We start from the raw sequence: 24792 nt of genomic DNA, 5'->3' as shown, positions 1-24792 counted from the left end.
GCCGTTCACAAAATCATTACAATTAACCTACATACAGTTTGTTGGGTTTTCTCTGGAACAGTGATCAGGGTCACGATAACAACATCTTTTTAATTTTTAATCATCTGATTTGACAAATGTTAAACAATATTGTTACAAACGTCATCAGAAAAGGCATATAATGCGCAAAAGTTATGAGGTCTCTCTTTCACCTGACAAATAGTTATGTAACAGTGTGATGGTATTGACCGAAGTTATCAGGACAGTTATTAGTGATATACAGGTTTGAATAATTCGGACTGCAAAAACGCTGATTTGCTGTTGTTTCACTGATATTTCATTCGTTTACCTGCAAGGCGCCATAGCTCTGTACCCTGGTTACTCCTCGTGAGCTGAGCGGTAAGCCAAATAACAATCTGGTAACGGTGATTAACAGCTGAAGGCAAATCCGGTAAAAGCAGTCTTAAGCATAAGGCGCTAAGGAGACCGTAAATGGCTGATACAAAGGCAAAACTCACCCTAAATGGTGATGATGCTATTGAACTGGATGTGCTAAAAGGCACGCTCGGTCAGGATGTTATTGATATCCGTACGCTGGGTTCCAAAGGAGTATTTACCTTTGACCCTGGATTTACCTCTACCGCATCTTGCGAATCCAAAATCACCTACATTGACGGTGACGAAGGTATCCTGCTCCATCGCGGCTTCCCCATCGATCAGTTAGCCACCGAATCCAACTATCTGGAAGTGTGCTACATCCTGCTGAACGGCGAAAAGCCGACGCAGGCGCAGTACGATGAATTCAAAACCACCGTAACCCGTCACACCATGATCCATGAGCAGATTACCCGTCTGTTCCATGCGTTCCGTCGTGACTCTCACCCAATGGCGGTGATGTGCGGGATTACCGGTGCGCTGGCGGCGTTCTACCACGACTCACTTGACGTGAATAACCCGCGTCACCGTGATATCGCGGCGTTCCGCCTGCTGTCCAAAATGCCGACCATGGCGGCGATGTGCTACAAATACTCCATCGGCCAGCCGTTTGTGTACCCACGTAACGACCTCTCCTACGCCGGCAACTTCCTGCGCATGATGTTCTCCACACCGTGCGAAGAGTATGAAGTGAATCCGGTGCTGGAACGTGCGATGGACCGTATTTTGATCCTGCACGCTGACCACGAGCAGAACGCCTCTACCTCTACTGTCCGTACCGCAGGCTCTTCAGGCGCGAACCCGTTCGCCTGTATCGCTGCGGGCATCGCCTCCCTGTGGGGACCGGCGCACGGCGGCGCGAACGAAGCGGCGCTGAAGATGCTGGAAGAGATCAGCACCGTTGAGCACATTCCAGAGTTCGTGCGTCGCGCGAAAGACAAGAATGACTCCTTCCGCCTGATGGGCTTCGGTCACCGTGTTTACAAAAACTACGACCCGCGCGCAACCGTTATGCGTGAGACCTGCCACGAAGTGCTGAAAGAGCTGGGCACCAAAGACGATCTGCTGGAAGTGGCGATGGAGCTGGAACACATCGCGCTGAACGACCCGTACTTCATCGAGAAGAAACTCTACCCGAACGTCGATTTCTACTCTGGCATTATTCTGAAAGCGATGGGCATTCCGTCTTCCATGTTCACCGTGATCTTCGCCATGGCGCGTACCGTGGGCTGGATTGCGCACTGGAACGAAATGCACAGCGAAGGCATGAAAATCGCCCGTCCTCGTCAGCTGTACACCGGCTACGAGCAGCGTGATTTTAAGTCTGACCTGAAGCGCTAAAAAACGTTGGGTGCGGCCTGATGCCCTCCCCCACAGGGAGAGGGTGAAAACATTAAAAACGGCAACTTTCGTTGCCGTTTTGCTTTTACCTCCGCCACCCGGCTTTTTTACATCTGGCACCGGGGGCACCAGTAAAACGGTCTGGAAGAGATCGTAGCCTTCTCAATCACTCCGCCGCACCGCTCGCACTTTTTCCCCGCCCGATGGAACACCTTAAACCGGAACAGCGCCCCGTGATGCTTGTTCTCATCCACCAGGCCGCGCGTGTTGTACGACAGCCGTGGAATATCCAGCAGCGCGTGCGACAGCGCCTCCAGCTTTTCATCGCTAAGCTGAGAGGCCTTGCGCTGCGGTGCCAGCCCCACTTGCCAAAGGATCTCCACCCGCAGGTAGTTTCCCAGCCCGGCAAGAAACGCCTGATCGAGCAACAATCCGGAAAACTGGCGGTTGCGGAATTTGGGCGATAACAGTCGGGCCTTCACGTCGCTCGCCGTCAGGCGCATGTCCAGCACGTCCGGCCCGACGCGCTGTAAGAACGGATGCGTCAGCAGCTGCTCCGGCGTTAACATTTCGATATCAGAGGCGCTGTAGAGCAGGATCGCATTATCCGCCGTTTGTAACCGGACGCGCAGCACGCGCGTCGTTTGCGGCTGCTCGTCCGCATCGACGACGCGCCACACACCGTAGAGCTGGTTATGGCTATATAACGTCAGGTTATGGGAAAAATGCGTGAGCAACGCTTTGCCGCGCGTTTCAATATGGGTCACCGTCTGTCCCACCAGCTCTGTTTCAAACGGCTTAAGTTGAGGAAAGGCAAACCAGACATCGGTCAGGGGTTTGCCCTTTATCGCCGCCTCCAGGCTATCCGCCGCGCGGCGGATCTCCGGACCTTCAGGCATGTCATTGTCCTTTTATAATCAATCTGCGCTGACGAGAATGCCCTCTTCAGAGAACGCCGCGCGCAGGCGTCGCGCAAACTGGAGCGCATGCTCCCCGTCGCCGTGTAAACACACCGTATCGGCCTGAACATTTGCGGATATTCCATCCACGGCGGTCACCCGCCCGGCGCGCACCATCGCCAGCGTCTGCGCCAGCGCTTTATTTTCGTCAGTAATCAGCGCACCGGCCTGCGTGCGCGGCACCAGGCTGCCGTCCGGCATGTATCCCCGATCGGCAAAGACTTCCTGCCGCGTCGTCAGCCCCAGCCGTTCTCCGGCACGAATAAGCTCGCTACCCGCCAGGCCAACCAGAATCAGCTGCGGATTGCAGTCCCGCACCGCGCGGGCAATCGCCTCCGCCAGCGCCGGATCTTTCGCTGCCTGGTTATAGAGCATGCCGTGCGGTTTGACGTGACGCAGCACGCCATGCTCAGCGCGCGCTATCGCCTCCAGCGCGCCGATCTGGTAGAGCACCTGAGCGTAGACCGTCTCAGGGGGCAGATCCATCGCCGTGCGGCCAAAGTTGTCCCGGTCCGGGAAGCTCGGGTGAGCGCCAATCGCCACGCCGTTTTTAATGGCATTACGCACGCTCTCCAGCATGGTTTGCGCATCGCCCGCGTGAAAACCGCAGGCAATATTGACCGAGGAGACCAGGGTCATCAGTTCCGCATCGGCGCTGCTGCCCTCCCCCAGATCGGCGTTTAAATCAATCTTTACCATCAAGCCTCCACGCCAGCTGTTCGAGATAGCGCTGCCGATCCTGCCGCGCCTTTAGCGCCTCCTCCAGCGTACATTGCACAAAATGTATCGGCTGACCGAGAGGGATTTGCGCCAGATGGTAGCGATCCGCTTCGATAATGCAGGCAATACGCGGATAGCCGCCGGTAGTTTGCGCGTCGTTCATCAGTACGATGGGCTGCCCGTTGCCCGGCACCTGAATCACCCCCGGCAGCAGCCCGTGGGAAAGCAGCTCCCGGTCAGTCGTGCGGGTCAGCGGCTGCCCCTGAAGCCGGTAACCCATACGGTTACTCTGCGGGCTGATTTTCCACGGCGAACGCCAGAAAGACTCTTTTGAGGCTTCATCAAACTCCTGATATTCCGGTCCCGGCAAGGCGCGGATCACGTTCCCCCACAGCAGCTGCTTCACGCCCTGCGTGGTGGTGAAATGGCGCGCTGATGGCTTAATCGCAAGACGATCGCCGTCGCGCAGCAGCCGTCCCTCATGGCCGCCCATTCCCGCTTTCTGGTCGGTGCTGGACGCCCCCAACACCTCCGGCACGTCGATGCCCCCCGCCACGGCAAGATAGCTGCGCACGCCGTGCAGAGGACGCTTAAGCGTCAGACGCTGCCCGGCTTTCGCCCGCAATCGCCAGCCGGTCCACACCGCTTTGCCGTCCAGCGTCGCGTCACAGCCCGCGCCGGTTAAGGCGAACCAGGTCTCCTCACCAAATTCAATAACGCACTGACCCAGCGTAATTTCTAACGCCGCCGTGCTGCCCGCGTTGCCTACCAGCAGGTTGGCAATCTCCAGCGAAGGACGATCGAGCGCACCGCAGTAGCTCACGCCGGACTGGCGCATGCCAAAGCGTCCGGCATCCTGAACGGAGGTATAAAGCCCCGCGCGAATAAGCGTTAACATACCCCCTCCTTCTGCGGGGTAAAGCGCAGGGTATCACCCGGACGCAGAAGGATCGGTGCCTCCTGCCCCGGTTTAAATAGTGGCATAGAGGTGTGCCCGATAAGCTGCCAGCCGCCCGGTGAAGTAAGCGGATAAACTCCGGTTTGTTCACCGCCAATCGCCACCGTTCCTGCGGGAACGCTCAGGCGCGGCTCAGCCCGACGCGGGGTATGCAGCCGGGGAGATAATCCGCCCAGATACGGAAAGCCCGGCTGAAAACCCAGAAACCAGACGACGTAATCCACCGAGCTGTGCAGCTCCACAACCTGCTTTACTGTTAATCCACAGTGTTCGGCCACCACGCCAAGGTCAGGGCCACCTTTGCCGCCATAGACAACCGGGATCTCAATCGCCCGCGACTCTGGCTCCAGCGCCTCGCTCTCTTCCCACCAGCGCTGCAGACGCTCAATGGCATCCAGCGCCCCGGTGTGCGGATCGCGTAGCACCACGGTGATATTATTCATACCCGGAATAGCTTCAACCACGCCGGGTAGCTCGGGCAGCCGCTGAGCCAGGCGCCAGATACGCTTTTGCGTGGCAAGCGTCACGGGAGGCTCAAGCTCCAGAACTACCGCGGTTTCACCCAGAAGATAACAACGCGCTCGCTGCACTTAACTACCTCTCATCAGGCCGGATTAGGGATATCAATAAAGGTCACATCCAGATCGGTATTTTCCGTCAGCCACTCGCTGAGGGCGCGAATACCGCCGCGCTCGGTAGCGTGGTGGCCTGCCGCGTAAAAATGCAGCCCCTGCTCGCGGGCAGAGTGAACCGTCTGTTCGGAGACTTCGCCGGTAATAAACGCATCAACACCAAAGCGCGCGGCGCTGTCGATAAAGCCCTGGCCGCCGCCGGTACACCACGCCACGCGCTTCACGGTATCCGGCCCGGTATCTCCGCACCACAGCGGACGACGCCCCAGCCGCGCTTCGATCCACGATGCCAGCTCCAGCCCCGGTACCGGCATCGACAGTTCGCCCCACGGCACCAGCGGCTCGATTTCACCCATCATGGTAATCCCTAACAGCTGTGCCAGCTGGACGTTATTTCCCAGTTCAGGATGCGCATCCAGCGGCAGATGGTAACCGTACAGGTTGATATCATTCGACAGCAGCGTTTTGAGGCGGTTGCGCTTCATGCCGCGGATAATCGGCGATTCGTTTTTCCAGAAGTAACCGTGATGGACAATCACCGCGTCGGCTTCCTGACGCACCGCCTCATCCAGCAGCGCCTGGCTTGCCGTCACGCCGGTGATGATTTTCTGCACCGTTTCGCGCCCTTCGACCTGCAGGCCATTCGGGCCATAGTCGCTAAAGGAGGCGGTATTAAGTTTTTCGTTAATCAGGCGTTCCAGTTCACTGTTTTTCATCATCATTCTCTCAAACTTTTCGTGCGGCTTCGTACGCCGCCAGCGTGGCGACGCGCGCCTGTTTATGGTCGACAATCGGGCGGGGATAATCGAGCTTTACGCCCTGTTTATCCGCCCATGCCCACGGGTCATGGATCGCTTTTTCAGGAACGTTCCTGAGCGCGGGCAACCAGCGGCGAATAAAGTCGCCGTTGGCATCAAATTTTTGCCCCTGAGTGGTCGGATTAAAAATCCTGAAATAGGGAGCCGCATCGGTGCCGGTAGATGCCGCCCACTGCCAGCCACCGTTATTCGCGGCCAGATCGCCATCGATCAGCTGAGAAATAAAATAGCGCTCTCCGATTCGCCAGTCGATAAGCAGATCTTTCACCAGGAAGCTCGCGGTAATCATTCGCAGACGATTGTGCATCCACCCGGTTTCATTTAGCTGGCGCATAGCGGCGTCCACAATCGGATAGCCCGTCTCCCCTTTTTGCCAGGCCTGTAAAAGTGCCTCATCGTGCTGCCATTTTACGCTATCGGTCCACGGAATGAACGGACGATGCTTACAGAGATTGGGATGGTACGTCATCAGATGGCGGTAGAATTCACGCCAGATAAGTTCGTTCAGCCACACCGAGCCCGCACCACCGTCCAGCGCCTGCGGCTGTTCGGCCAGAAGACGATGCAAACACTGGCGAGGAGAGAGCACGCCCAGCGCCAGGCAGGCCGATAACCGGCTTGTCCCTTCAATTGCCGGGAAATCCCTGCGCGCTTCATATTCTCCCGCGCCCTGCTTGCAAAACTGGCGCAGCTTCGCAATAGCGGCCTTCTCACTGGCAGGGAACAGAAGTTCATCAAATGCCCGTTGGGGATAGTTGAACGTTAATTCGGGGAGATCGGTTATAGCCTCTCCTCTGGCGGCGGGCGCGGGTACGCACTCCGGCAGCGCCTCTTTCAGGCGCTTAACAAAAGCATTTTTAAAGGGCGTAAACACTTTATACATTTCGTGACCGCCGGTCATAACGCTGCCCGGTGCCAGCATCACGCTGTCATCAAATCCCTCACAAACCACCTCTCCCAGCATTTTCTCCAGCTGGCGGTCCCGCTGCTGTTCGTTCAGTTCGTACTGGTAGTTATAAAAAAGATGCGTGACGCCGTTCTGCTGGCATATCTCCTGCAGCATATGAAGCTGCGCGGTAAAATCGCTGACCTCTTTGTAGATCAGCGGAATGCCTTTCTCGGCAAGCGCGTGCTGCAGTTCGTTCAGGTGTGATTTGAGGTAAGCCGCCTGCCGTGGAGCCATATCATGCTGCTGCCACTGCTCAGGCGTGGCGATAAATAGCGCCAGTACGCTGGCGTCATCAGAGCGGCAGGCTGCCGCGAGAGCGATGTTGTCATGTACGCGCAAATCCGCGCGAAACCAAACCAGATGGGTGGGCATAAAACTCCAGGCTATTGTCCATTATGTCCATAAGGGCATGCCGTACAAGGAAAAAGCATGCATTGAACTACTTTGCCATGAAGTGTAGACGGGATGAAATAAAAAAGGCCGCCCGGGGCGGCCTTAACGCTACTTGTCCTGCGCTATCGTGGTTAAAGCGACAAACGCATTAGGTTCATCACTCTTTACAACGAGTACGCTGGCGACAATGAACGCGATGCATATATAGCGTTTCACTATGCGGTCCCTGCTGCTAACCGCTCCACCGTTCACCACCGGTGATAAGTCGGTGGACACAAGCTCTGTGTGGAGCCTGACTTACGGTTGTTGTAACACCTCTCCCGGGACCGGTGCCCATTTGCGAGATGGCGGAAAGGGACGCAGCATGGTAAACATCACGTGAGCAAAACGTAACCCATTGAAGCTGATATTAAGAATATATTTAGGATTGAGACAGTTGCTTATTCAACCAGCAGACGTATGCTTATAAGCCTCTGTGTGAGAGCTTGAAAAAACCACCCAACGGACCGCGAATCCCGAGGGACAAAAAAACCGCCATATTGCTATTGGCGGTTTTTTTTATGGCTACGCGTCAGCGTTGTATCAATAGAAATCGCAGGTCGCTTTCTCTGCCTGATCCATCCACACCGGCTTCTCGCTGGTTTTCGCCCAGACGCGGTGCAGATAGCTGTAAAAACGCGCACGATCTTTCCAGAACAGCATCACCGGCAGGGCCAGCACGCCAGCCACTACGGCGAAAGTGCGACGCATGAACACGATATGAGCCGGATATTCTTTATAAAGATCCATATTTTTCTCCCCTGTAGTTGGCCGGAAACCTTCTCCGGAAAATGTGAAATCTGTGACCTGGCTAAAATAATATCGCTTTGTTTGTAATTTTACTACTCATCCGACCACTTATTTTTATCCATTTAGTGAATATTTACATTCGCGCCGTAATTAAGTTACAAAAAAGTTAACGACTTACTTATCAATAGTTAAATTGTGGGCTTTGCCATTTTTATACTTTTTTTACACCCACCCTTCTGATTTTTGCGAAATCTTTGCGCCATAAATCCTACCGTTAGCACAACAACAAAAGTCACCCGGAGGTGGATTGTGAGTGCAGGTCTTATTGCCGGCATCGTGCTGGTGTTCCTGTTATTGGGTTATCTGGTCTATGCCCTGATTAACGCGGAGGCATTCTGATGGCTGCTCAGGCGTTTTTGCTTATTGCCAGCTTCTTAGTGGTATTGTTCGTTTTGGCAAGACCACTGGGCTCGGGACTGGCGCGATTGATCAACAACGTCCCCCTGCCCGGCACGGGAAGCGTTGAAAAAGGGATCTGGCGCGTACTGGGGATAGTCGATCGGGAGATGAACTGGCGTGAATATCTGATCGCCATTCTGCTGCTGAATATCGTTGGACTCATTGCGCTTTTTGCCATGCTGATGCTGCAGGGCATCCTGCCGCTGAATCCGCAACAGTTACCGGGCCTGTCCTGGCATCTTGCGCTGAACACGGCGGTCAGTTTTGTCACTAACACCAACTGGCAGTCCTATGCCGGTGAAACCACGCTGAGCTATTTCAGCCAGATGGCTGGATTAACCGTGCAGAACTTCCTCTCTGCCGCCAGCGGTATCGCGGTAATTTTCGCGCTGACGCGCGCGTTTGCACGTCAGAAAATCGGTACCCTGGGTAACGCCTGGGTGGATTTGACGCGCATTACTCTGTGGATCCTGCTGCCGATTGCGCTGCTTATCGCGCTGTTCTTTATTCAGCAGGGCACTCTGCAAAACCTGCTGCCTTACGCCCCGTATACCTCGCTTGAAGGAGCAAAACAGCTCCTGCCGATGGGGCCAGTGGCGTCGCAGGAAGCCATCAAGATGCTCGGCACCAACGGCGGCGGATTCTTCAACGCCAACTCGTCGCATCCGTTTGAAAACCCTACCGCCCTGACCAATTTTGTGCAGATGCTGGCGATCTTTCTGATCCCCGCCGCGCTCTGTTTCGCCTTTGGTGATGTGGTCAACGATCGCCGTCAGGGCCGCACTCTGCTCTGGACGATGTCGCTTATCTTTGTGGTCTGCGTAGCGCTGGTGATGTGGGCTGAATGGAGCGGCAACCCCCATTTCATGCAGCTTGGGGCGAACAGCACTATTAATATGGAAGGCAAAGAGAGCCGCTTCGGCATTCTTGCCAGTAGCCTTTATGCAGTCGTCACCACAGCAGCCTCGTGCGGGGCGGTAAACGCCATGCATGACTCTTTCACCGCGCTGGGCGGCATGATCCCGATGTGGCTGATGCAGATCGGCGAGGTGGTGTTTGGCGGCGTGGGCTCCGGTCTTTACGGCATGCTCCTGTTCGTGCTGCTGGCGGTGTTTATTGCCGGTCTGATGATTGGCCGCACCCCGGAATACCTCGGTAAAAAAATCGACGTTCGCGAGATGAAATTAACCGCGCTGGCGATTCTGGTCACCCCGGCGCTTGTGCTGCTCGGCACCGCGCTGGCGCTGATGACCGAAGCAGGACGCAGCGGCATCTTTAACCCGGGCATTCACGGCTTTAGCGAAGTGCTGTATGCCGTCTCCTCGGCCGCCAACAACAACGGTAGCGCCTTTGCAGGCTTAAGCGCCAACTCTCCGTTCTGGAACTGTCTGCTGGCGTTCTGCATGTTCGTGGGCCGCTTCGGGATCATTGTGCCGGTTATGGCGATTGCCGGATCGCTGGTGAATAAAAAAATCCAACCGACCACCACCGGGACGTTACCGACCCACGGCGCGCTGTTTATCGGCCTGCTGACGGGCACCGTGTTGCTGGTCGGCGCCCTGACCTTTATCCCCGCCCTCGCGTTAGGCCCGGTCGCGGAAACTCTCTCTTTACGCTGATTTTGCGGAGTATTTGTCATGAGTCGTAAACAACTGGCCCTGCTCGAACCGACGTTAGTTCGTCAGGCGCTTATGGATGCGGTCAAAAAGCTGAGCCCGCGCGTGCAATGGCACAACCCGGTGATGTTTATCGTCTGGGCCGGCAGCGTCCTGACCACCGCACTGGCGATTGCCATGGGGACGGGTCACATGCCGGGAAACGCGATGTTTACCGGGGCCATCAGCCTGTGGCTGTGGTTTACCGTGCTATTCGCCAACTTTGCCGAAGCGCTGGCGGAAGGCCGGAGTAAAGCGCAGGCCAACAGCCTGAAAGGGGTGAAAAAAACGGCGTTTGCGCGGAAATTACGTGAACCGAAATACGGCGCGCAGATGGACCACGTTCCGGCGGATGAACTACGTAAAGGTGATGTGGTGCTGGTGGAAGCTGGCGACATCATCCCGTGCGACGGAGAAGTCATCGAAGGGGGCGCCTCGGTAGATGAAAGCGCCATTACCGGGGAATCCGCACCTGTGATCCGTGAATCCGGCGGTGATTTTGCCTCCGTAACGGGTGGGACGCGCATTCTTTCCGACTGGCTGGTGATCCAGTGCAGCGTCAACCCGGGCGAAACCTTCCTCGACCGGATGATCGCCATGGTGGAAGGCGCTCAGCGCCGTAAAACACCGAACGAAATTGCCCTGACCATCCTGCTGATAGCTTTGACCATCGTCTTCCTGCTGGCAACCGCGACGCTGTGGCCATTTTCCGCCTATGGCGGCACTCCGGTCACCATCACCGTGCTGGTGGCGCTGCTGGTCTGCCTGATCCCCACCACCATCGGCGGCCTGCTGTCGGCCATCGGCGTGGCCGGCATGAGCCGTATGCTCGGTGCTAACGTTATCGCCACCAGCGGGCGCGCGGTTGAAGCCGCCGGTGACGTGGATGTCTTGCTGCTGGATAAAACCGGGACCATTACCCTCGGTAACCGCCAGGCGTCCGAATTCTTACCCGCCCCGGGCGTGGATGAAAAAACGCTGGCGGATGCGGCACAGCTCTCCTCGCTTGCCGATGAAACCCCGGAAGGCCGAAGCATTGTTGTTCTCGCCAAGCAGCGCTTTAACCTGCGCCAGCGCGACGTTCAGAGCCTGCATGCCACCTTCGTGCCGTTTACGGCGCAAACCCGAATGAGCGGGATTAACATTCAGGATCGCATGATCCGTAAAGGCTCTGTTGACGCCATCCGTCGCCACATTGAGGCCAACAATGGCCACTTCCCGCCTGAAGTGGACAACCTGGTCGAAAGCGTAGCCCGTCAGGGGGCCACGCCGCTGGTGGTGGCAGAAGGCGCGAACGTGCTGGGCGTAATTGCCCTGAAAGATATCGTCAAAGGCGGCATTAAAGAGCGCTTTGCCCAGCTGCGTAAAATGGGCATTAAAACGGTGATGATCACCGGGGATAACCGTCTTACCGCCGCGGCGATTGCCGCCGAAGCGGGCGTGGATGATTTCCTTTCCGAAGCCACGCCGGAAGCGAAACTGGCGTTGATTCGTCAGTATCAGGCGGAAGGTCGTCTGGTGGCGATGACGGGCGACGGTACCAACGATGCCCCAGCCCTGGCGCAGGCCGACGTGGCGGTGGCGATGAACTCCGGTACCCAGGCGGCAAAAGAGGCGGGCAACATGGTCGACCTCGACTCTAACCCGACCAAGCTGATTGAGGTGGTGCACATCGGCAAACAGATGCTGATGACGCGCGGTTCGCTGACCACCTTCAGTATCGCCAACGACGTGGCGAAGTATTTCGCCATTATCCCGGCGGCCTTTGCGGCCACCTATCCGCAGCTCAATGCGCTGAACGTGATGCACCTGCACTCTCCGGCATCGGCTATTCTGAGCGCGGTGATTTTCAACGCCCTGATCATTGTCTTTCTTATTCCGCTGGCGCTGAAGGGCGTGAGCTATAAGCCGCTGACCGCCGCCGCCATGCTGCGCCGCAACCTGTGGATATACGGCCTGGGCGGGCTGGTGGTGCCTTTCATCGGTATCAAGGCTATCGACCTGCTGTTGACCCTGTTCGGGCTGGTTTAAAAGGTGAATCAAATGACGATGTTACGCCCCGCTATACTTTTGTTTATTCTGCTGTCTCTCATTACTGGCGGGCTGTACCCGCTGGTAACCACCGCGCTGGGCCAGTGGTGGTTTAAGGATCAGGCCAACGGCTCGCTGATTATACAAAACGGCGAAAACCGCGGTTCACGCCTGATTGGTCAGAACTTTACGGATGCTCGCTACTTCCAGGGACGCCCTTCCGCCACTGCCGAAAGCCCGTATAATCCGATGGCATCCGGCGGCAGTAACCTGGCGGGCAGCAACCCGGAGCTGGACAAAGCCGTCGCTGAACGCGTGGCAACCCTGCGTGCCGCCAATCCTCAGGCCAGCCGCGAGGTGCCCGTAGAGCTGGTGACCGCCTCGGCCAGCGGGCTGGACTACAGCCTGACGCCGGCAGCGGTGGCCTGGCAGATCCCGCGCGTCGCCGCCGCCCGTCAGTTGACCGTCGAACAGGTGAGCAAGCTGGTGGCAGAGCACACGCAAAAGCCGCTGGTCAGCTTCATCGGCATGCCCGTGGTAAATATTGTTGAGCTGAATCTGGCGCTGGACGCGCTAAGGAAAAACTAAATGACCGACGAGCCCATGCGCCCGGATCCGGACAGGCTGCTTGAACAGACGGCTGAAGCCCATCGCGGCAAACTGAAAATTTTCTTTGGCGCCTGCGCAGGCGTCGGGAAAACCTTCGCCATGCTGACGGAAGCCCAGCGGCTTCGGGCGCAGGGGCTCGATATTCTGATCGGCGTGGTTGAAACCCACGGACGCAAAGAGACGGCGTCGCTGCTGAAGGGGCTGGCTACCCAGCCGCCCCGCCGCATCAGCCACCGTGGTCGGTTAGTTACGGAGTTTGATATTGATGCCGCCCTCGCGCGCCGCCCTGCCCTTATCCTGATGGACGAACTGGCGCACAGCAATGCGCCAGGCTCACGCCATCCCAAACGCTGGCAGGATGTTGAAGAGTTGCTCGAGGCCGGCATTGATGTGTTCACGACGGTTAACGTTCAGCATCTTGAAAGCCTGAACGACGTAGTCAGCGGCGTGACCGGCATTCAGGTGCGCGAGACGGTGCCCGACCCGTTCTTTGATTCTGCCGATGAGGTGGTACTGGTTGACCTGCCTCCTGACGATTTACGCCAGCGCCTGCACGAAGGCAAGGTTTATATTGCCGGCCAGGCCGAGCGCGCCATCGAACATTTCTTCCGCAAAGGTAACCTGATTGCCCTGCGCGAGCTGGCCCTGCGTCGTACTGCCGATCGCGTTGACGATCAGATGCGCGCCTGGCGCGACCTGCAGGGACAGGAGCGCGTCTGGCACACGCGGGATGCTATTCTGCTGTGCGTGGGCCACGGCAGCGGCAATGAAAAGCTGGTCCGCACCGCCGCGCGCCTGGCGGCCAAATTTGGCAGCGTCTGGCATGCGGTGTATGTCGAAACGCCGCAGCTGCACGCTCTGCCCGAAAATCAGCGCCGCGCGATCCTGAGCTCGCTGCGCCTGGCGCAGGAGCTGGGTGCCGAAACCGCTACCCTTTCCGATCCGCAGGAAGATAAAGCCATTCTGCGCTACGCGCGGGAGCATAACCTGGGGAAAATTGTCATTGGCCGCCGCCAGCATCGCCGCTGGTTTAGCCGCGAATCCTTTGCCGACAAGCTGGCCCGCCGCGCGCCGGATCTGGACCTGGTGATCGTGGCGCTGGATGATAAACCTGCTCCCCTCCCCAGCCGCGCGCCGGACAGCCGGGCCTTCAGCGATAAATGGCGCATTCAGCTCCGCGGCTGCCTTGTCGCCGTCGTGCTCTGCGCCCTGATCACTATAATCGCCAGCAAATGGCTGATTGCCTTCGACGCGGCCAACCTGGTGATGATCTACCTGCTGGGCGTGGTAGTGGTGGCGCTCTTTTACGGACGCTGGCCGTCGGTACTGGCGACGGTTATTAACGTCATCAGCTTCGATCTGTTCTTTATTGCCCCCCGCGGGACGCTCGCCGTCTCGGACGTACAGTACATCCTCACCTTCGCCGTGATGCTTACCGTCGGGCTGGTGATCGGGAACTTAACGGCTGGCGTGCGCTACCAGGCGCGTATCGCCCGCTATCGCGAACAGCGCACGCGGCATCTCTATGAGATGTCGAAATCGCTGGCGGTAGGCCGCACGCCGCTGGATATTGTGCAGACCAGCGAGCAGTTTATTCGCTCGACCTTTCATGCCAGCAACCTGATTTTACTCCCGGACGAGCACGGCAAGCTGCGCCCGCTGACGTCGGCCTCGGGCATGACGCCCTGGGACGAAGCCATCGCCCGCTGGAGCTTTGATAAAGGGCTACCGGCGGGTGCAGGGACCGACACCCTGCCCGGCGTGCCCTATCAAATTCTGCCCCTGCGCAGCGCCGATAAAAACCTGGGGCTGGTTATCGTGGAGCCCTCTAATCTGCGCCAGCTGATGATCCCCGAACAGCAGCGACTGCTGGAGACCTTTACGCTGCTGGTTGCCAGCGCGCTGGAACGGCTGGCCCTCACCGCCAGCGAAGAGCAGGCCCGGCTGGCAAGCGAGCGCGAAAGCATTCGTAACTCGCTGCTGGCGGCGCTATCACACGACCTGCGCACACCTCTTACCGTCCTGTTTGGCCAGTCGGAAATCCTGACGCTGGACCTGGCAGCGGAAGGTTCAAAACACGCCATGCAGGCCAGCGAAATCCGTCAGCACGTGCTCAATACCACGCGTCTGGTGAATAACCTGCTCGATATGGCGCGGATCCAGTCAGGCGGTTTTAACCTCAAAAAAGAGTGGCTCACGCTTGAAGAAGTGGTGGGCAGCGCGCTGAAAATGCTCGAACCCGGCCTCGGTGGGCGGCATATTGCGCTGAACATGCCCGAGCCCCTGACATTAATTCACGTCGACGGTCCGCTGTTTGAACGAGTGTTGATTAACCTGCTGGAAAACGCCGGCAAATATGCGGGTGCCAGCGCCCGGATTGGGGTGGATGCGACGGTGGACGACGACACGCTTCGTCTTGACGTCTGGGATACCGGGCCGGGCATTCCTGCCGGACAGGAGATGGCTATTTTCGAAAAATTCGCACGCGGCAATAAGGAGTCTGCCATCCCGGGCGTGGGGCTGGGGCTGGCGATTTGTCAGGCAATAATTGATGTTCATGGCGGAACCATTTTCGCGGAAAATCGTCCGGAAGGCGGCGCGCGTTTTTGTGTTACACTTCCTCTGGAAACCCCGCCGGAACTGAATGAATTACCAGAGGATTTGTGATCAACGTTTTGATTGTTGAAGATGAGATCGCCATTAGCCGGTTTCTGCGCGCAGCGCTGGAAGGCGATGGTCTGCGCGTTCATGATGCGGGTACGCTTCAGCGGGGGTTAATTGAAGCCGCGACCCGCAAGCCGGACCTGGTGATCCTCGATCTTGGCCTGCCGGACGGTGACGGCATCGATTTTATCCGCGAGGTACGTCAGTGGAGCCAGATGCCAATTCTGGTGCTCTCCGCCCGTACTGAAGAGACGGATAAAATCGCCGCGCTGGATGCCGGGGCGGACGACTATCTGATAAAACCTTTTGGTATCGGCGAGCTACAGGCTCGCCTGCGCGTGGCCCTGCGTCGCCACAGCGCCACCACGCCAGCCGATCCAACCTATTCGTTTGGGGATATCCGGGTTGATCTGGCCGCGCGGCGTATTGTGCGCGGTGAAGAAGAAATCCATCTCACGCCAATCGAGTTTCGCCTGCTCGCCGTGCTGCTTAATAATCACGGTAAAGTACTCACCCAGCGCCAGCTGTTAAGTCAGGTGTGGGGACCCAACGCGGTGGAGCATAGTCACTATTTACGCATATATATGGGACATCTTCGCCAGAAACTTGAAGTTGACCCCGCGCGCCCCCGTCATTTATTAACTGAAACCGGTATCGGTTATCGGTTTATGCTTTGAATAACTATTCAATTTATTTTTAAATAAAAACGAAACCTCTCAGAAAATATTTCACAAATATCCCAACCGTTATTTTTTTGATTATTTACGCTCACATCAAACATTCACAACACAATCTATTAACGTGACACTAACAATTCAGAATTTTGATCTGCATCATTCATCAAAAGCGACTAATTATTTCTGAAATGATCGGTTAATGGTGATCTGCTTCACGGTTAATCGCCTTTGCCTGGATAAAATGACCATGCTTTCAATTACTGAAAGGAAAATGAAACATGGAAAACAACAATCGCTTAATGCCCCATATAAGGCGGACAACGCATATTATGATGTTTGCCCACCGAAACTGCTTTGACTTTCATCTCTTTAATGCCCGGTAGTCCTTCGACTTCTGGCGCACTCGCTTACAGGTTATTCTGAAACACCTTAACTTACAGGCAATTGCCTGTGAACTCGTGCGCTCATTCATCTTGATTCAGACTCATCCGCACCGGGCGGGCTGAATTTCAATCATCAAAAAAGCAATTCACTGATTTTAATCAGCGGCTACCCATTGCTTTTTTTCCGGAAAATGATCGATTTCTTTCTTGCAAGAAATCGAGGGACGCTTATTACCTAAAATAAAGAGAGAAAGATGAAAAATTTAAAAATCGCAGCCAGCCGTGCATGTCCGGACTGCTTTACTACCCAGCGTGAAGTGGTGGATGTCCGCGCTTCTGATTATATTGATGTTGCCGCCATTGTTCTGGCGGTCACGGATATTGCCAGCGGTATCCTGGAAGAAATAGAAGCTACCGGTTTTGGCATTCCCGTATTTTTGGCGACGCACAAAGAAGAGATCATCCCGGCAGATTATTTATCGCGCATTCACGGCGTATTTGAGCATTCAGACACCAGCAAAGACTTTTATGGACGCCAGCTGGAAGCGGCCGCGCAGAAGTATGAAACCCAGCTGCGCCCGCCGTTTTTCCGCGCCCTTGTCGACTACGTGAAGCAGGGCAACAGCGCGTTTGACTGCCCGGGGCATCAGGGCGGGCAGTTTTTCCGCCGTCATCCTGCCGGCAATCAGTTTGTCGATTTCTTTGGCGAGACGTTATTCCGCTCCGATCTGTGCAACGCCGACGTGGCGATGGGGGATCTGCTGATCCACGAAGGCGCACCGTGCATTGCCCAGCAGCATGCGGCAAAAGTCTTTAACGCCGATAAGACCTACTTCGTGCTGAATGGCACCTCGTCGTCCAACAAAGTGGTGCTTAATGCCCTTCTCACCCCAGGCGACCTGGTGCTGTTCGACCGTAACAACCACAAATCTAACCATCACGGTGCCCTCCTCCAGGCTGGCGCAACGCCGGTCTATCTGGAAACCGCGCGCAACCCGTACGGCTTTATCGGCGGCATTGACGCGCACTGCTTTGAGGAGAGCTACCTGCGTGAACGGGTGGCAGAGGTGGCGCCTGGCCGTGCACGCGATGCGCGTCCGTTCCGTCTGGCGGTGATCCAGCTGGGCACCTACGATGGCACCATCTACAACGCCCGTCAGGTGGTGGATAAGATTGGGCACCTGTGTGATTACATCCTGTTTGACTCGGCCTGGGTGGGTTACGAGCAGTTTATTCCGATGATGGCCGACTGCTCGCCGCTGCTGCTGGAGCTGAACGAAAACGATCCGGGGATTCTGGTCACCCAGTCCGTGCATAAACAGCAGGCGGGCTTCTCGCAAACCTCGCAAATTCACAAGAAGGACAGCCACATCAAAGGCCAGCAGCGCTATGTCCCACATAAGCGGCTCAACAATGCCTTTATGATGCATGCCTCCACCAGCCCGTTTTATCCGCTGTTTGCCGCGCTGGACATTAACGCCCGCATGCATGAGGGGCAAAGCGGCCGCAACATGTGGATGGACTGCGTGGTGACGGGCATTGAGGCGCGCAAGCTGATCCTGGAGAACTGCCGATTTATTCGTCCATTTGTGCCCGAGACGGTGGATGGCCGCGCGTGGGAAAGCTGGGACACAGCAGAGATTGCAACCGATCTGCGCTTCTTCCATTTCGTACCGGGTGAACGCTGGCACGCTTTTGAAGGCTACGCTGAGCATCAGTATTTTATCGACCCGTGCAAGCTGCTGCTGACCACGCCGGGCATTAACGCCCGCACCGGGGAGTATGACGACTTCGGCGTGCCCGCCACCATTCTCGCCAACTTCCTGCGTGAAAACGGCATCGTGCCGGAAAAATGCGATCTCAACTCGATCCTGTTCCTGCTCACTCCTGCGGAGGACATGGGCAAGCTGCAGCAGCTGGTCGCCCAGCTGGTGCGCTTCGAAAAACTGCTTGAGAGCGATGTGCCGCTGAAAGACGTCCTGCCCTCCCTCTACAAACAGCATCCGGAACGTTACGCGGATTACACTCTGCGCCAGATCTGCCAGGAAATGCACGACCTGTACGCCCGTCACAACGTGAAGCAGCTGCAAAAAGAGATGTTCCGCAAGTCTCACTTCCCGCGGGTGATGATGAACCCGCAGGACGCGAACTACGCCTACCTGCGCGGAGAAGTGGAGCTGGTCTCCCTGCGCGACGCGGAAGGCCGCATCGCCGCCGAAGGCGCTCTTCCTTACCCACCGGGGGTACTGTGCGTGGTTCCAGGGGAAGTCTGGGGCGGTTCCGTGCTGCGCTACTTTGCCGCGCTGGAAGAAGGCATCAACCTGCTGCCGGGCTTCGCACCGGAGCTGCAGGGCGTGTACGTCGAGGAGTGTGACGGTCGCAAACAGGTTCGCTGCTACGTCATCAAACAATCCGCTGCTCAGCCATCGCTGCTGAAAGGAGAAAAATTATGAGCAAGTCCAATAAGATGGGCGTGGTGCAGCTGACTATCCTCACCATGGTTAACATGATGGGCTCCGGGATTATCATGCTGCCCACCAAGCTTGCCGAGGTGGGGACCATCTCTATCATCTCCTGGCTGGTAACGGCTGTCGGCTCGATGGCGCTGGCGTGGGCGTTTGCCAAGTGCGGGATGTTCAGCCGCAAGTCAGGCGGCATGGGCGGCTATGCCGAGTACGCCTTCGGCAAGTCCGGCAACTTTATGGCGAACTATACCTATGGGGTGTCGCTGCTGATCGCCAACGTGGCGATTGCCATCTCCGCCGTGGGCTACGGTACTGAGCTGTTTGGCGCGACGCTCAGCCCGGTGCAAATTGGGCTGGCGACCATCGGCGTGCTGTGGATCTGTACCGTCGCCAACTTTGGCGGCGCGCGCATCACCGGACAGCTCAGCAGCATTACCGTCTGGGGCGTGATCATCCCGGTGGTCGGTCTGTGCATCATCGGCTGGTTCTGGTTTAGCCCGACGCTGTACGCCAACTCCTGGAACCCGCACCATGTGCCGTTCTTCACCGCCGTGGGCTCGTCTATCGCCATGACGCTCTGGGCTTTCCTGGGCCTGGAATCCGCCTGCGCAAATGCGGAAGTGGTGGAAAATCCGGAGAAGAACGTGCCGATTGCGGTTCTCGGCGGGACGCTGGGCGCGGCGGTGATCTATATCGTTTCAACCAACGTGATAGCGGGGATCGTGCCAAACATGGATCTGGCTAACTCCACGGCACCGTTCGGACTGGCCTTTGCGCAGATGTTCACCCCGGAAGTCGGGAAAGTTATCATGGGGTTGATGGTGATGTCCTGCTGCGGATCGCTGCTTGGCTGGCAGTTCACCATTGCACAGGTTTTTAAATCTTCGGCAGATGAAGGCTATTTCCCGAAAATCTTCTCCCGCGTGACCAAAGCCGATGCGCCGGTGCAGGGGATGCTGGCAATTGTCATCTTCCAGAGCGGATTATCGCTAATGACCATCAGCCCGTCGCTGAACAGCCAGTTCAACGTGCTGGTCAACCTGGCGGTGGTGACGAACATCATCCCGTATATTCTGTCGATGGCGGCGCTGGCGATCATTCAGAAGGTGGCGAAGGTGGATCCGCACAAAGCGCGAGTAGCGAATATCGTGGCGCTGGTTGGGGCGATATACAGCTTCTATGCGCTCTACTCGTCTGGCCAGGAGGCGATGCTGTACGGGGCGATAGTGACCTTTATGGGCTGGACGCTGTACGGTCTGGTGTCGCCGAGATTTGAATTGAAGAACAAACACAGCTAAAAAAAAGCCCGGTGGCGCTAACGCTTACCGGGTCTACGATCGCTGTTGTAGGCCGGGCAAACGCAGTGCCGCCCGGCATACAAACCGCAGTTATGCGTTTTTCAGCACTTCGCTGACAATCTCTACCGCTTCTTTCTCAATCTGCTGGCGATGCTCAGCGCCGAGGAAGCTTTCGCAATAGATCTTGTACGCATCTTCCGTACCGGACGGACGCGCGGCAAACCAGCCATTCTCGGTCATCACTTTCAGGCCGCCGATAGACGCACCGTTACCCGGTGCCGCCGTCAGACGCGCGGTGATCGGATCGCCTGCCAGGGTGCTTGCGCTCACCATCTCCGGAGAGAGTTTGGACAGAGCCGCTTTCTGGGCAGAGGTCGCGCCAGCCTGAATACGGTTATAGCTTGGCGCACCAAAGCGTGCAGCCAGCTCGTTGTAATGTTCCTGCGGGTTTTTACCGGTAACCGCGGTAATCTCCGCCGCCAGCAGGCACATGATGATGCCGTCTTTATCGGTTGACCACGGGGTGCCGTCGAAACGCAGGAAGGACGCGCCTGCGCTCTCTTCGCCGCCGAAGCCAAAGCTGCCGTCGTGCAGACCGTCAACGAACCACTTGAAGCCTACCGGCACTTCCACCAGCTTGCGGCCCAGCGCGTCCACCACGCGGTCGATCATCGCAGAAGAGACGAGCGTTTTACCGACAGCCACCTCTTTGCCCCACTGCGGACGGTGCTGGAACAGGTAGTTGATCGCAACAGCCAGATAGTGGTTCGGGTTCATCAGCCCGGCAGGGGTGACGATGCCGTGACGGTCATAGTCCGGGTCGTTAGCAAACGCCAGGTCGAATTTATCGCGCAGCGCCAGCAGGCCCGCCATCGCGCATTCGGAGGAGCAGTCCATACGGATCGCGCCGTCTTTGTCCAGGTGCATAAAGCGGAAGGTCTGATCGACGTGATCGTTCACGATGGTCAGATCCAGCTTGTAGTGCTCGGCGATGCGCTTCCAGTACTCAATACCGGAGCCGCCCAGCGGATCCACGCCCAGCTTCAGGCCGGCTTTCTGAATCGCCGCCATATCGACGATATCCGCCAGCCCTTCCACAAACGGCTGAACCAGATCCTGCTCTTTCACGTGGCCGGAGGCCATCGCCTCATCAAGAGAAATACGTTTAACGCCTTTCAGACCGTCGGCCAGCAGCGCGTTTGCACGATCTTCCACCACTTTGGTGACGTTAGTGTCAGCCGGGCCGCCGTTAGGCGGGTTGTATTTGATACCACCGTCTTCCGGCGGGTTGTGGGATGGCGTAATGACGATACCGTCAGCCTGCGCGCCACCTTTTTTGTTGTGCACAAGGATCGCGTTTGATACCGCCGGTGTTGGAGTAAACCCATTGTTCTCCTGAACAATCACGTCCACACCGTTCGCCGCCAGCACTTCCAGCACGGAAATAAACGCCGGTTCAGACAGCGCATGGGTATCTTTGCCCACGTAGCACGGACCGGTAACGCCGTTTTTAGCGCGCTCTTCCGCAATGGCCTGAGCAATGGCCAGAATGTGCGGTTCGTTAAAGCTGTGGCGCGCCGCGCTGCCGCGGTGACCAGATGTACCAAACTTCACTGCGTGTTCTGCGTTGCCCACGACCGGTTTCAGCACGTAATACTGCGCGGTCAGCTGAGCGACGTTAATCAAATCGCTTTGTTGTGCAGGTTGGCCTGCACGGCTGTGATTTGCCATTACCGGGTCCTTATGATGCAAGGGTTAAATTGTACCGCAAACCTTTTCAATCAATTCCGCCGGGAACTGCATGGACTGCATGATGTGTTCAATCATGCTGCACTTGCGGCCCGTATTGGTATTGGTGATCACCCAGTACGGAGTGCCAGGGACATGTTTAGGTTTGGTTTGATTGCCATTTTGCAGCAGCGTCTGCTCGTCGCCCGCGAAATAGACGCGGGTACGGCCGTGCAGCGACTCGGTCGCTTCAGCAAACGCTTTGTTATCCAGGGAGTAAAGTGTAGACAGCACCAGCATAAAACGGTTAACCGCCTTTTTCTGCTCCGCATATTCGTCGGAGAGCAGCAGTTCGCGCATCGCGCGCACTTTATCTTTTACCGGCGTCACGGCAGGTTTTGCTTGTGCAGCAACGCTCGGCTGAGACACGACATCTTTGGTAACTGGGGTGGCAGGCTGTGAAGCGGCGGAAATTTTAAGCATGCGCCGTAAAATGTCGGACGCGCTCTCCCCGATATGCCGCGTCTGGCTGGCAATATACTGATAGAGTTCGTCATCAACTTCGATTGTTTTCATCTTAATCCAGTGCGATATCTTATCTGAATACAAGTCATTGGGATTATAAGGTCAAATCCCAACAGCGGATAGCGTCAAACCAGGTTGGCGGCAAAAGTCAGATTAAACTGGAACCTTGCAGCCGGGCGGCAGAATGGTCAACATGATACCCTAACCTGACATACGTAAAAAAAGAACTTTGCCATGAAATTGAATACCCGAGCGCAAACTGCACAATCGCCGAACAATAATTCCCCCATCGTGCTGGTTCATGGACTTTTTGGCAGCCTGGATAACCTGGGCGTGCTGGCCCGCGATTTGGTTACCGATCACGATATTTTGCAGGTCGATATGCGCAACCACGGGCTTTCCGGCCGCTCAGACGAGATGACCTATGCGGCAATGGCGCAGGATCTGCTGGATACGCTGGACGCGCACAACCTGCAGAAGGTGACCCTCATCGGGCATTCAATGGGCGGTAAAGCGGTTATGGCGCTCACCGCGCTGGCGCCAGAGCGAATTTCCGGGCTTGTCGTGATTGACGTTGCGCCTGTGGATTACGACGTTCGCCGTCACGATGAGATTTTCGCGGCGATCAATGCCGTAACCGAAGCTGGCGTTTCCACTCGTCAGCAGGCGGCAGCGGTTATGCGTGAGCATCTTGATGAAGAAGGCGTGGTGCAGTTCCTTTTGAAGTCGTTTGTTGACGGGCAGTGGCGTTTTAACGTGCCGGTGCTGTGGGACCAGTACAACCACATCGTGGGCTGGGAAACCGTTCCCGCCTGGCCGCACCCTGCCCTCTTTATTCGCGGCGGTAACTCTCCTTATATTACCGACGCGTACCGCGACACGCTGCTGGCACAATTCCCGCAGGCGCGCGCCCACGTCATTGCCGGTGCCGGACACTGGGTGCATGCGGAAAAACCGGATGCTGTACTGCGCGCCATTCGCCGCTATCTCGCTGATACTGCAAATTGATTAAAAAGAGAGCGACTGGAAGATGACGGGCTTCCAGTCGTTGGCGTGCCGTTTTTGGTGATGTATGATGGCGCGCTTATCGCCCGGGCTTTAGCAGGGCGGCGTGTTTCCCCCGAAGTCTCATAATCATGGCCAAAGAACAAACGGACCGTACGACACTAGATCTGTTCGCGAATGAGCGTCGACCGGGACGACCAAAAACGAATCCGCTTTCGCGCGATGAACAGCTGCGTATCAATAAACGCAATCAGCTTAAACGCGATAAAAATCGTGGGCTTAAGCGTGTCGAACTGAAGCTCAACGCCGACGCGGTCGATGCGCTTAACGAGCTGGCAGAGGCGCGTAATATCAGCCGCAGCGAGCTTATTGAAGAGATGCTCATCGCCCAACTTGAGACGCTGCGCAGCCAGGCATAAGTCTGAAAAACCCCTTTATCGCCCTTTTCATGTAGCACAGAGTGCAGTCCTGCGCGATAGCGGTTTCCGCAGGGTTGCCAGTTCTGCTATTATTGCCCTTATCCGTGGCCGAATTGCGCCACCATACCATTAAGTTTCAAGAGGTTATTTTACTCATGGCAATCATCGGCATTTTCTTCGGCAGTGATACCGGCAATACCGAAAATATCGCAAAAAACATTCAGAAACAGCTCGGTAAAGACGTTGCTGATGTGCATGACATCGCCAAGAGCAGCAAAGAAGATCTCGAGGGCTATGACATTCTGCTGCTGGGTATTCCAACCTGGTACTATGGTGAAGCCCAGTGCGACTGGGACGATTTCTTCCCGACGCTGGAAGAGGTGGACTTCAACGGCAAGCTGGTTGCCCTGTTCGGTTGTGGCGATCAGGAAGATTACGCCGAGTACTTCTGTGATGCGCTGGGGACGATTCGCGACATCATTGAGCCTAATGGCGCGGTTATTGTGGGCCACTGGCCGACTGCCGGTTACCACTTCGAAGCCTCTAAAGGCCTGGCAGATGACGATCATTTTGTCGGACTTGCCATTGACGAAGACCGTCAGCCAGAACTGACCGCAGAGCGTGTAGAGAAGTGGGTTAAGCAGATCCGCGAAGAACTGCATCTGGACGATATTCTCAACGCCTGATTTTTTACGGCGCAACGCGGGTTGCGCCCCTTTTCCAGGTAAAACCGATTAAATTAATTGCTACAAACTTTTAACTTTTTCGCCCAGACCTGTACAATGTCTCCCTGGCAAAATGTGGTTTCCATTGAGCAAGTTTGTAGGTGATACCACGTTTTTATAAGCATACTTTGCCTGAGACTTGCAGTTTTCATTTAGGCATGGCAGTTCTATAATGA

Annotated in this window: 22 protein-coding genes; 13 read left to right on the top strand and 9 right to left on the bottom strand. The window is 56.5% G+C overall.

From position 1 onward, the window contains the following. Positions 1–471 precede the first annotated feature (471 nt). Positions 472–1755: a citrate synthase gene (locus INF77_RS20540; protein WP_028012378.1), complete on the top strand. Its 1284-nt coding sequence runs from the start codon at positions 472–474 to the stop codon at positions 1753–1755. A gap of 107 nt (positions 1756–1862) precedes the next feature. On the opposite strand, the gene nei is transcribed toward INF77_RS20540, so the two are convergent. The 7 genes from nei to INF77_RS20505 form a co-directional block, all read right to left on the bottom strand. Next, a complete protein-coding gene (nei, locus tag INF77_RS20535) occupies positions 1863–2654 on the bottom strand; it encodes an endonuclease VIII (RefSeq protein WP_193532017.1) in 792 nt (263 codons plus the stop codon). An 18-nt stretch (positions 2655–2672) separates the two neighbouring features. Next, positions 2673–3413: a 5-oxoprolinase subunit PxpA gene (gene pxpA, locus INF77_RS20530; protein WP_063942828.1), complete on the bottom strand. Its 741-nt coding sequence runs from the start codon at positions 3411–3413 to the stop codon at positions 2673–2675. Continuing rightward, positions 3400–4332, bottom strand: a complete 933-nt coding sequence (gene pxpC, locus INF77_RS20525; protein ID WP_193532018.1) for a 5-oxoprolinase subunit PxpC — start codon at positions 4330–4332, stop codon at positions 3400–3402. The genes pxpA and pxpC overlap by 14 nt, the downstream gene beginning before the upstream one ends. Beyond that, complete coding sequence (gene pxpB / locus INF77_RS20520) at positions 4326–4982, bottom strand: 5-oxoprolinase subunit PxpB (protein WP_063154699.1); 657 nt, start codon at positions 4980–4982, stop codon at positions 4326–4328. The genes pxpC and pxpB overlap by 7 nt, the downstream gene beginning before the upstream one ends. A gap of 14 nt (positions 4983–4996) precedes the next feature. Then, a complete protein-coding gene (locus INF77_RS20515; protein WP_193532025.1) occupies positions 4997–5740 on the bottom strand; it encodes a type 2 GTP cyclohydrolase I in 744 nt (247 codons plus the stop codon). A 10-nt stretch (positions 5741–5750) separates the two neighbouring features. Further along, the gene (gene phrB / locus INF77_RS20510; RefSeq protein ID WP_193532019.1) at positions 5751–7163 is read right to left on the bottom strand and encodes a deoxyribodipyrimidine photo-lyase; all 1413 of its coding nucleotides are present in this window, start codon (positions 7161–7163) and stop codon (positions 5751–5753) included. Positions 7164–7766: 603 nt separating this feature from the next. After that, positions 7767–7973, bottom strand: coding sequence for a YbfA family protein (locus tag INF77_RS20505; RefSeq protein WP_014069366.1), 207 nt, complete (start codon positions 7971–7973; stop codon positions 7767–7769). A 309-nt stretch (positions 7974–8282) separates the two neighbouring features. Between INF77_RS20505 and kdpF the strand changes: the two genes are divergently transcribed. From kdpF to potE, 9 genes are all read left to right on the top strand, one after another. Beyond that, a complete protein-coding gene (gene kdpF / locus INF77_RS20500; RefSeq protein ID WP_014069365.1) occupies positions 8283–8372 on the top strand; it encodes a K(+)-transporting ATPase subunit F in 90 nt (29 codons plus the stop codon). After that, positions 8372–10051: a potassium-transporting ATPase subunit KdpA gene (gene kdpA / locus INF77_RS20495; RefSeq protein ID WP_100170596.1), complete on the top strand. Its 1680-nt coding sequence runs from the start codon at positions 8372–8374 to the stop codon at positions 10049–10051. Before kdpF ends, kdpA begins: the two co-directional genes overlap by 1 nt. 18 nt (positions 10052–10069) lie before the next feature. After that, entirely contained in the window at positions 10070–12118 is a 2049-nt protein-coding gene (gene kdpB / locus INF77_RS20490) for a potassium-transporting ATPase subunit KdpB (protein WP_028012370.1), read from the top strand. A 12-nt stretch (positions 12119–12130) separates the two neighbouring features. Then, positions 12131–12706, top strand: coding sequence for a potassium-transporting ATPase subunit KdpC (gene kdpC / locus INF77_RS20485; protein WP_045261086.1), 576 nt, complete (start codon positions 12131–12133; stop codon positions 12704–12706). Further along, the gene (gene kdpD, locus INF77_RS20480) at positions 12707–15394 is read left to right on the top strand and encodes a two-component system sensor histidine kinase KdpD (RefSeq protein ID WP_047367741.1); all 2688 of its coding nucleotides are present in this window, start codon (positions 12707–12709) and stop codon (positions 15392–15394) included. Next, positions 15391–16068, top strand: coding sequence for a two-component system response regulator KdpE (gene kdpE, locus INF77_RS20475; RefSeq protein WP_063438228.1), 678 nt, complete (start codon positions 15391–15393; stop codon positions 16066–16068). The genes kdpD and kdpE overlap by 4 nt, the downstream gene beginning before the upstream one ends. A 278-nt stretch (positions 16069–16346) precedes the next feature. Further along, positions 16347–16451: a leader peptide SpeFL gene (gene speFL, locus INF77_RS20470; protein WP_003858645.1), complete on the top strand. Its 105-nt coding sequence runs from the start codon at positions 16347–16349 to the stop codon at positions 16449–16451. 254 nt (positions 16452–16705) lie between these two features. After that, complete coding sequence (speF, locus tag INF77_RS20465; RefSeq protein ID WP_193532020.1) at positions 16706–18904, top strand: ornithine decarboxylase SpeF; 2199 nt, start codon at positions 16706–16708, stop codon at positions 18902–18904. After that, on the top strand, positions 18901–20214 hold the full coding sequence (gene potE, locus INF77_RS20460; RefSeq protein WP_045630860.1) for a putrescine-ornithine antiporter: 1314 nt from the start codon (positions 18901–18903) through the stop codon (positions 20212–20214). Before speF ends, potE begins: the two co-directional genes overlap by 4 nt. Before the next feature lie 90 nt (positions 20215–20304). Here potE and pgm read toward each other — a convergent pair whose 3' ends face one another. Beyond that, positions 20305–21945 carry a phosphoglucomutase (alpha-D-glucose-1,6-bisphosphate-dependent) gene (gene pgm / locus INF77_RS20455; RefSeq protein ID WP_028012364.1) on the bottom strand — a complete coding sequence of 547 codons (1641 nt, stop codon included), beginning with the start codon at positions 21943–21945 and terminating at the stop codon, positions 20305–20307. 24 nt (positions 21946–21969) lie between these two features. Next, the gene (seqA, locus tag INF77_RS20450; protein ID WP_028012363.1) at positions 21970–22518 is read right to left on the bottom strand and encodes a replication initiation negative regulator SeqA; all 549 of its coding nucleotides are present in this window, start codon (positions 22516–22518) and stop codon (positions 21970–21972) included. A 183-nt stretch (positions 22519–22701) separates the two neighbouring features. On the opposite strand from seqA, the gene ybfF reads away from it, so the two are divergent. The 3 genes from ybfF (at position 22702) to fldA (ending at position 24577) form a co-directional block, all read left to right on the top strand. Beyond that, positions 22702–23475 (top strand): esterase, encoded by a 774-nt coding sequence (gene ybfF / locus INF77_RS20445; RefSeq protein WP_059355280.1) that lies wholly within the window; start codon positions 22702–22704, stop codon positions 23473–23475. A 128-nt stretch (positions 23476–23603) separates the two neighbouring features. Further along, on the top strand, positions 23604–23891 hold the full coding sequence (gene ybfE / locus INF77_RS20440; protein ID WP_014883017.1) for a LexA regulated protein: 288 nt from the start codon (positions 23604–23606) through the stop codon (positions 23889–23891). Between the two features lie 155 nt (positions 23892–24046). Continuing rightward, complete coding sequence (fldA, locus tag INF77_RS20435) at positions 24047–24577, top strand: flavodoxin FldA (protein WP_008501067.1); 531 nt, start codon at positions 24047–24049, stop codon at positions 24575–24577. Positions 24578–24792: the final 215 nt, after the last annotated feature.

Source organism: Enterobacter cloacae complex sp. P1B (genome assembly GCF_014982345.1).
In the GTDB taxonomy this organism is placed as follows: Bacteria; Pseudomonadota; Gammaproteobacteria; order Enterobacterales; family Enterobacteriaceae; genus Enterobacter; species Enterobacter bugandensis.
The sequence above is the reverse complement of the archived record's forward strand: the minus strand, read 5'-3'. Positions and strand labels throughout refer to the sequence as shown.

What these genes read in the sequence shown, in the direction of transcription:
- INF77_RS20540 (WP_028012378.1), top strand. Translation starts at nt 472, where the DNA reads ATGGCTGATACAAAGGCAAAACTCACCCTAAATGGTGATGATGCTATT.
- nei (WP_193532017.1), bottom strand. Translation starts at nt 2,654, where the DNA reads ATGCCTGAAGGTCCGGAGATCCGCCGCGCGGCGGATAGCCTGGAGGCG.
- pxpA (WP_063942828.1), bottom strand. Translation starts at nt 3,413, where the DNA reads ATGGTAAAGATTGATTTAAACGCCGATCTGGGGGAGGGCAGCAGCGCC.
- pxpC (WP_193532018.1), bottom strand. Translation starts at nt 4,332, where the DNA reads ATGTTAACGCTTATTCGCGCGGGGCTTTATACCTCCGTTCAGGATGCC.
- INF77_RS20515 (WP_193532025.1), bottom strand. Translation starts at nt 5,740, where the DNA reads ATGAAAAACAGTGAACTGGAACGCCTGATTAACGAAAAACTTAATACC.
- phrB (WP_193532019.1), bottom strand. Translation starts at nt 7,163, where the DNA reads ATGCCCACCCATCTGGTTTGGTTTCGCGCGGATTTGCGCGTACATGAC.
- INF77_RS20505 (WP_014069366.1), bottom strand. Translation starts at nt 7,973, where the DNA reads ATGGATCTTTATAAAGAATATCCGGCTCATATCGTGTTCATGCGTCGC.
- kdpA (WP_100170596.1), top strand. Translation starts at nt 8,372, where the DNA reads ATGGCTGCTCAGGCGTTTTTGCTTATTGCCAGCTTCTTAGTGGTATTG.
- kdpB (WP_028012370.1), top strand. Translation starts at nt 10,070, where the DNA reads ATGAGTCGTAAACAACTGGCCCTGCTCGAACCGACGTTAGTTCGTCAG.
- kdpC (WP_045261086.1), top strand. Translation starts at nt 12,131, where the DNA reads ATGACGATGTTACGCCCCGCTATACTTTTGTTTATTCTGCTGTCTCTC.
- kdpD (WP_047367741.1), top strand. Translation starts at nt 12,707, where the DNA reads ATGACCGACGAGCCCATGCGCCCGGATCCGGACAGGCTGCTTGAACAG.
- speFL (WP_003858645.1), top strand. Translation starts at nt 16,347, where the DNA reads ATGGAAAACAACAATCGCTTAATGCCCCATATAAGGCGGACAACGCAT.
- speF (WP_193532020.1), top strand. Translation starts at nt 16,706, where the DNA reads ATGAAAAATTTAAAAATCGCAGCCAGCCGTGCATGTCCGGACTGCTTT.
- potE (WP_045630860.1), top strand. Translation starts at nt 18,901, where the DNA reads ATGAGCAAGTCCAATAAGATGGGCGTGGTGCAGCTGACTATCCTCACC.
- pgm (WP_028012364.1), bottom strand. Translation starts at nt 21,945, where the DNA reads ATGGCAAATCACAGCCGTGCAGGCCAACCTGCACAACAAAGCGATTTG.
- seqA (WP_028012363.1), bottom strand. Translation starts at nt 22,518, where the DNA reads ATGAAAACAATCGAAGTTGATGACGAACTCTATCAGTATATTGCCAGC.
- ybfF (WP_059355280.1), top strand. Translation starts at nt 22,702, where the DNA reads ATGAAATTGAATACCCGAGCGCAAACTGCACAATCGCCGAACAATAAT.
- ybfE (WP_014883017.1), top strand. Translation starts at nt 23,604, where the DNA reads ATGGCCAAAGAACAAACGGACCGTACGACACTAGATCTGTTCGCGAAT.
- fldA (WP_008501067.1), top strand. Translation starts at nt 24,047, where the DNA reads ATGGCAATCATCGGCATTTTCTTCGGCAGTGATACCGGCAATACCGAA.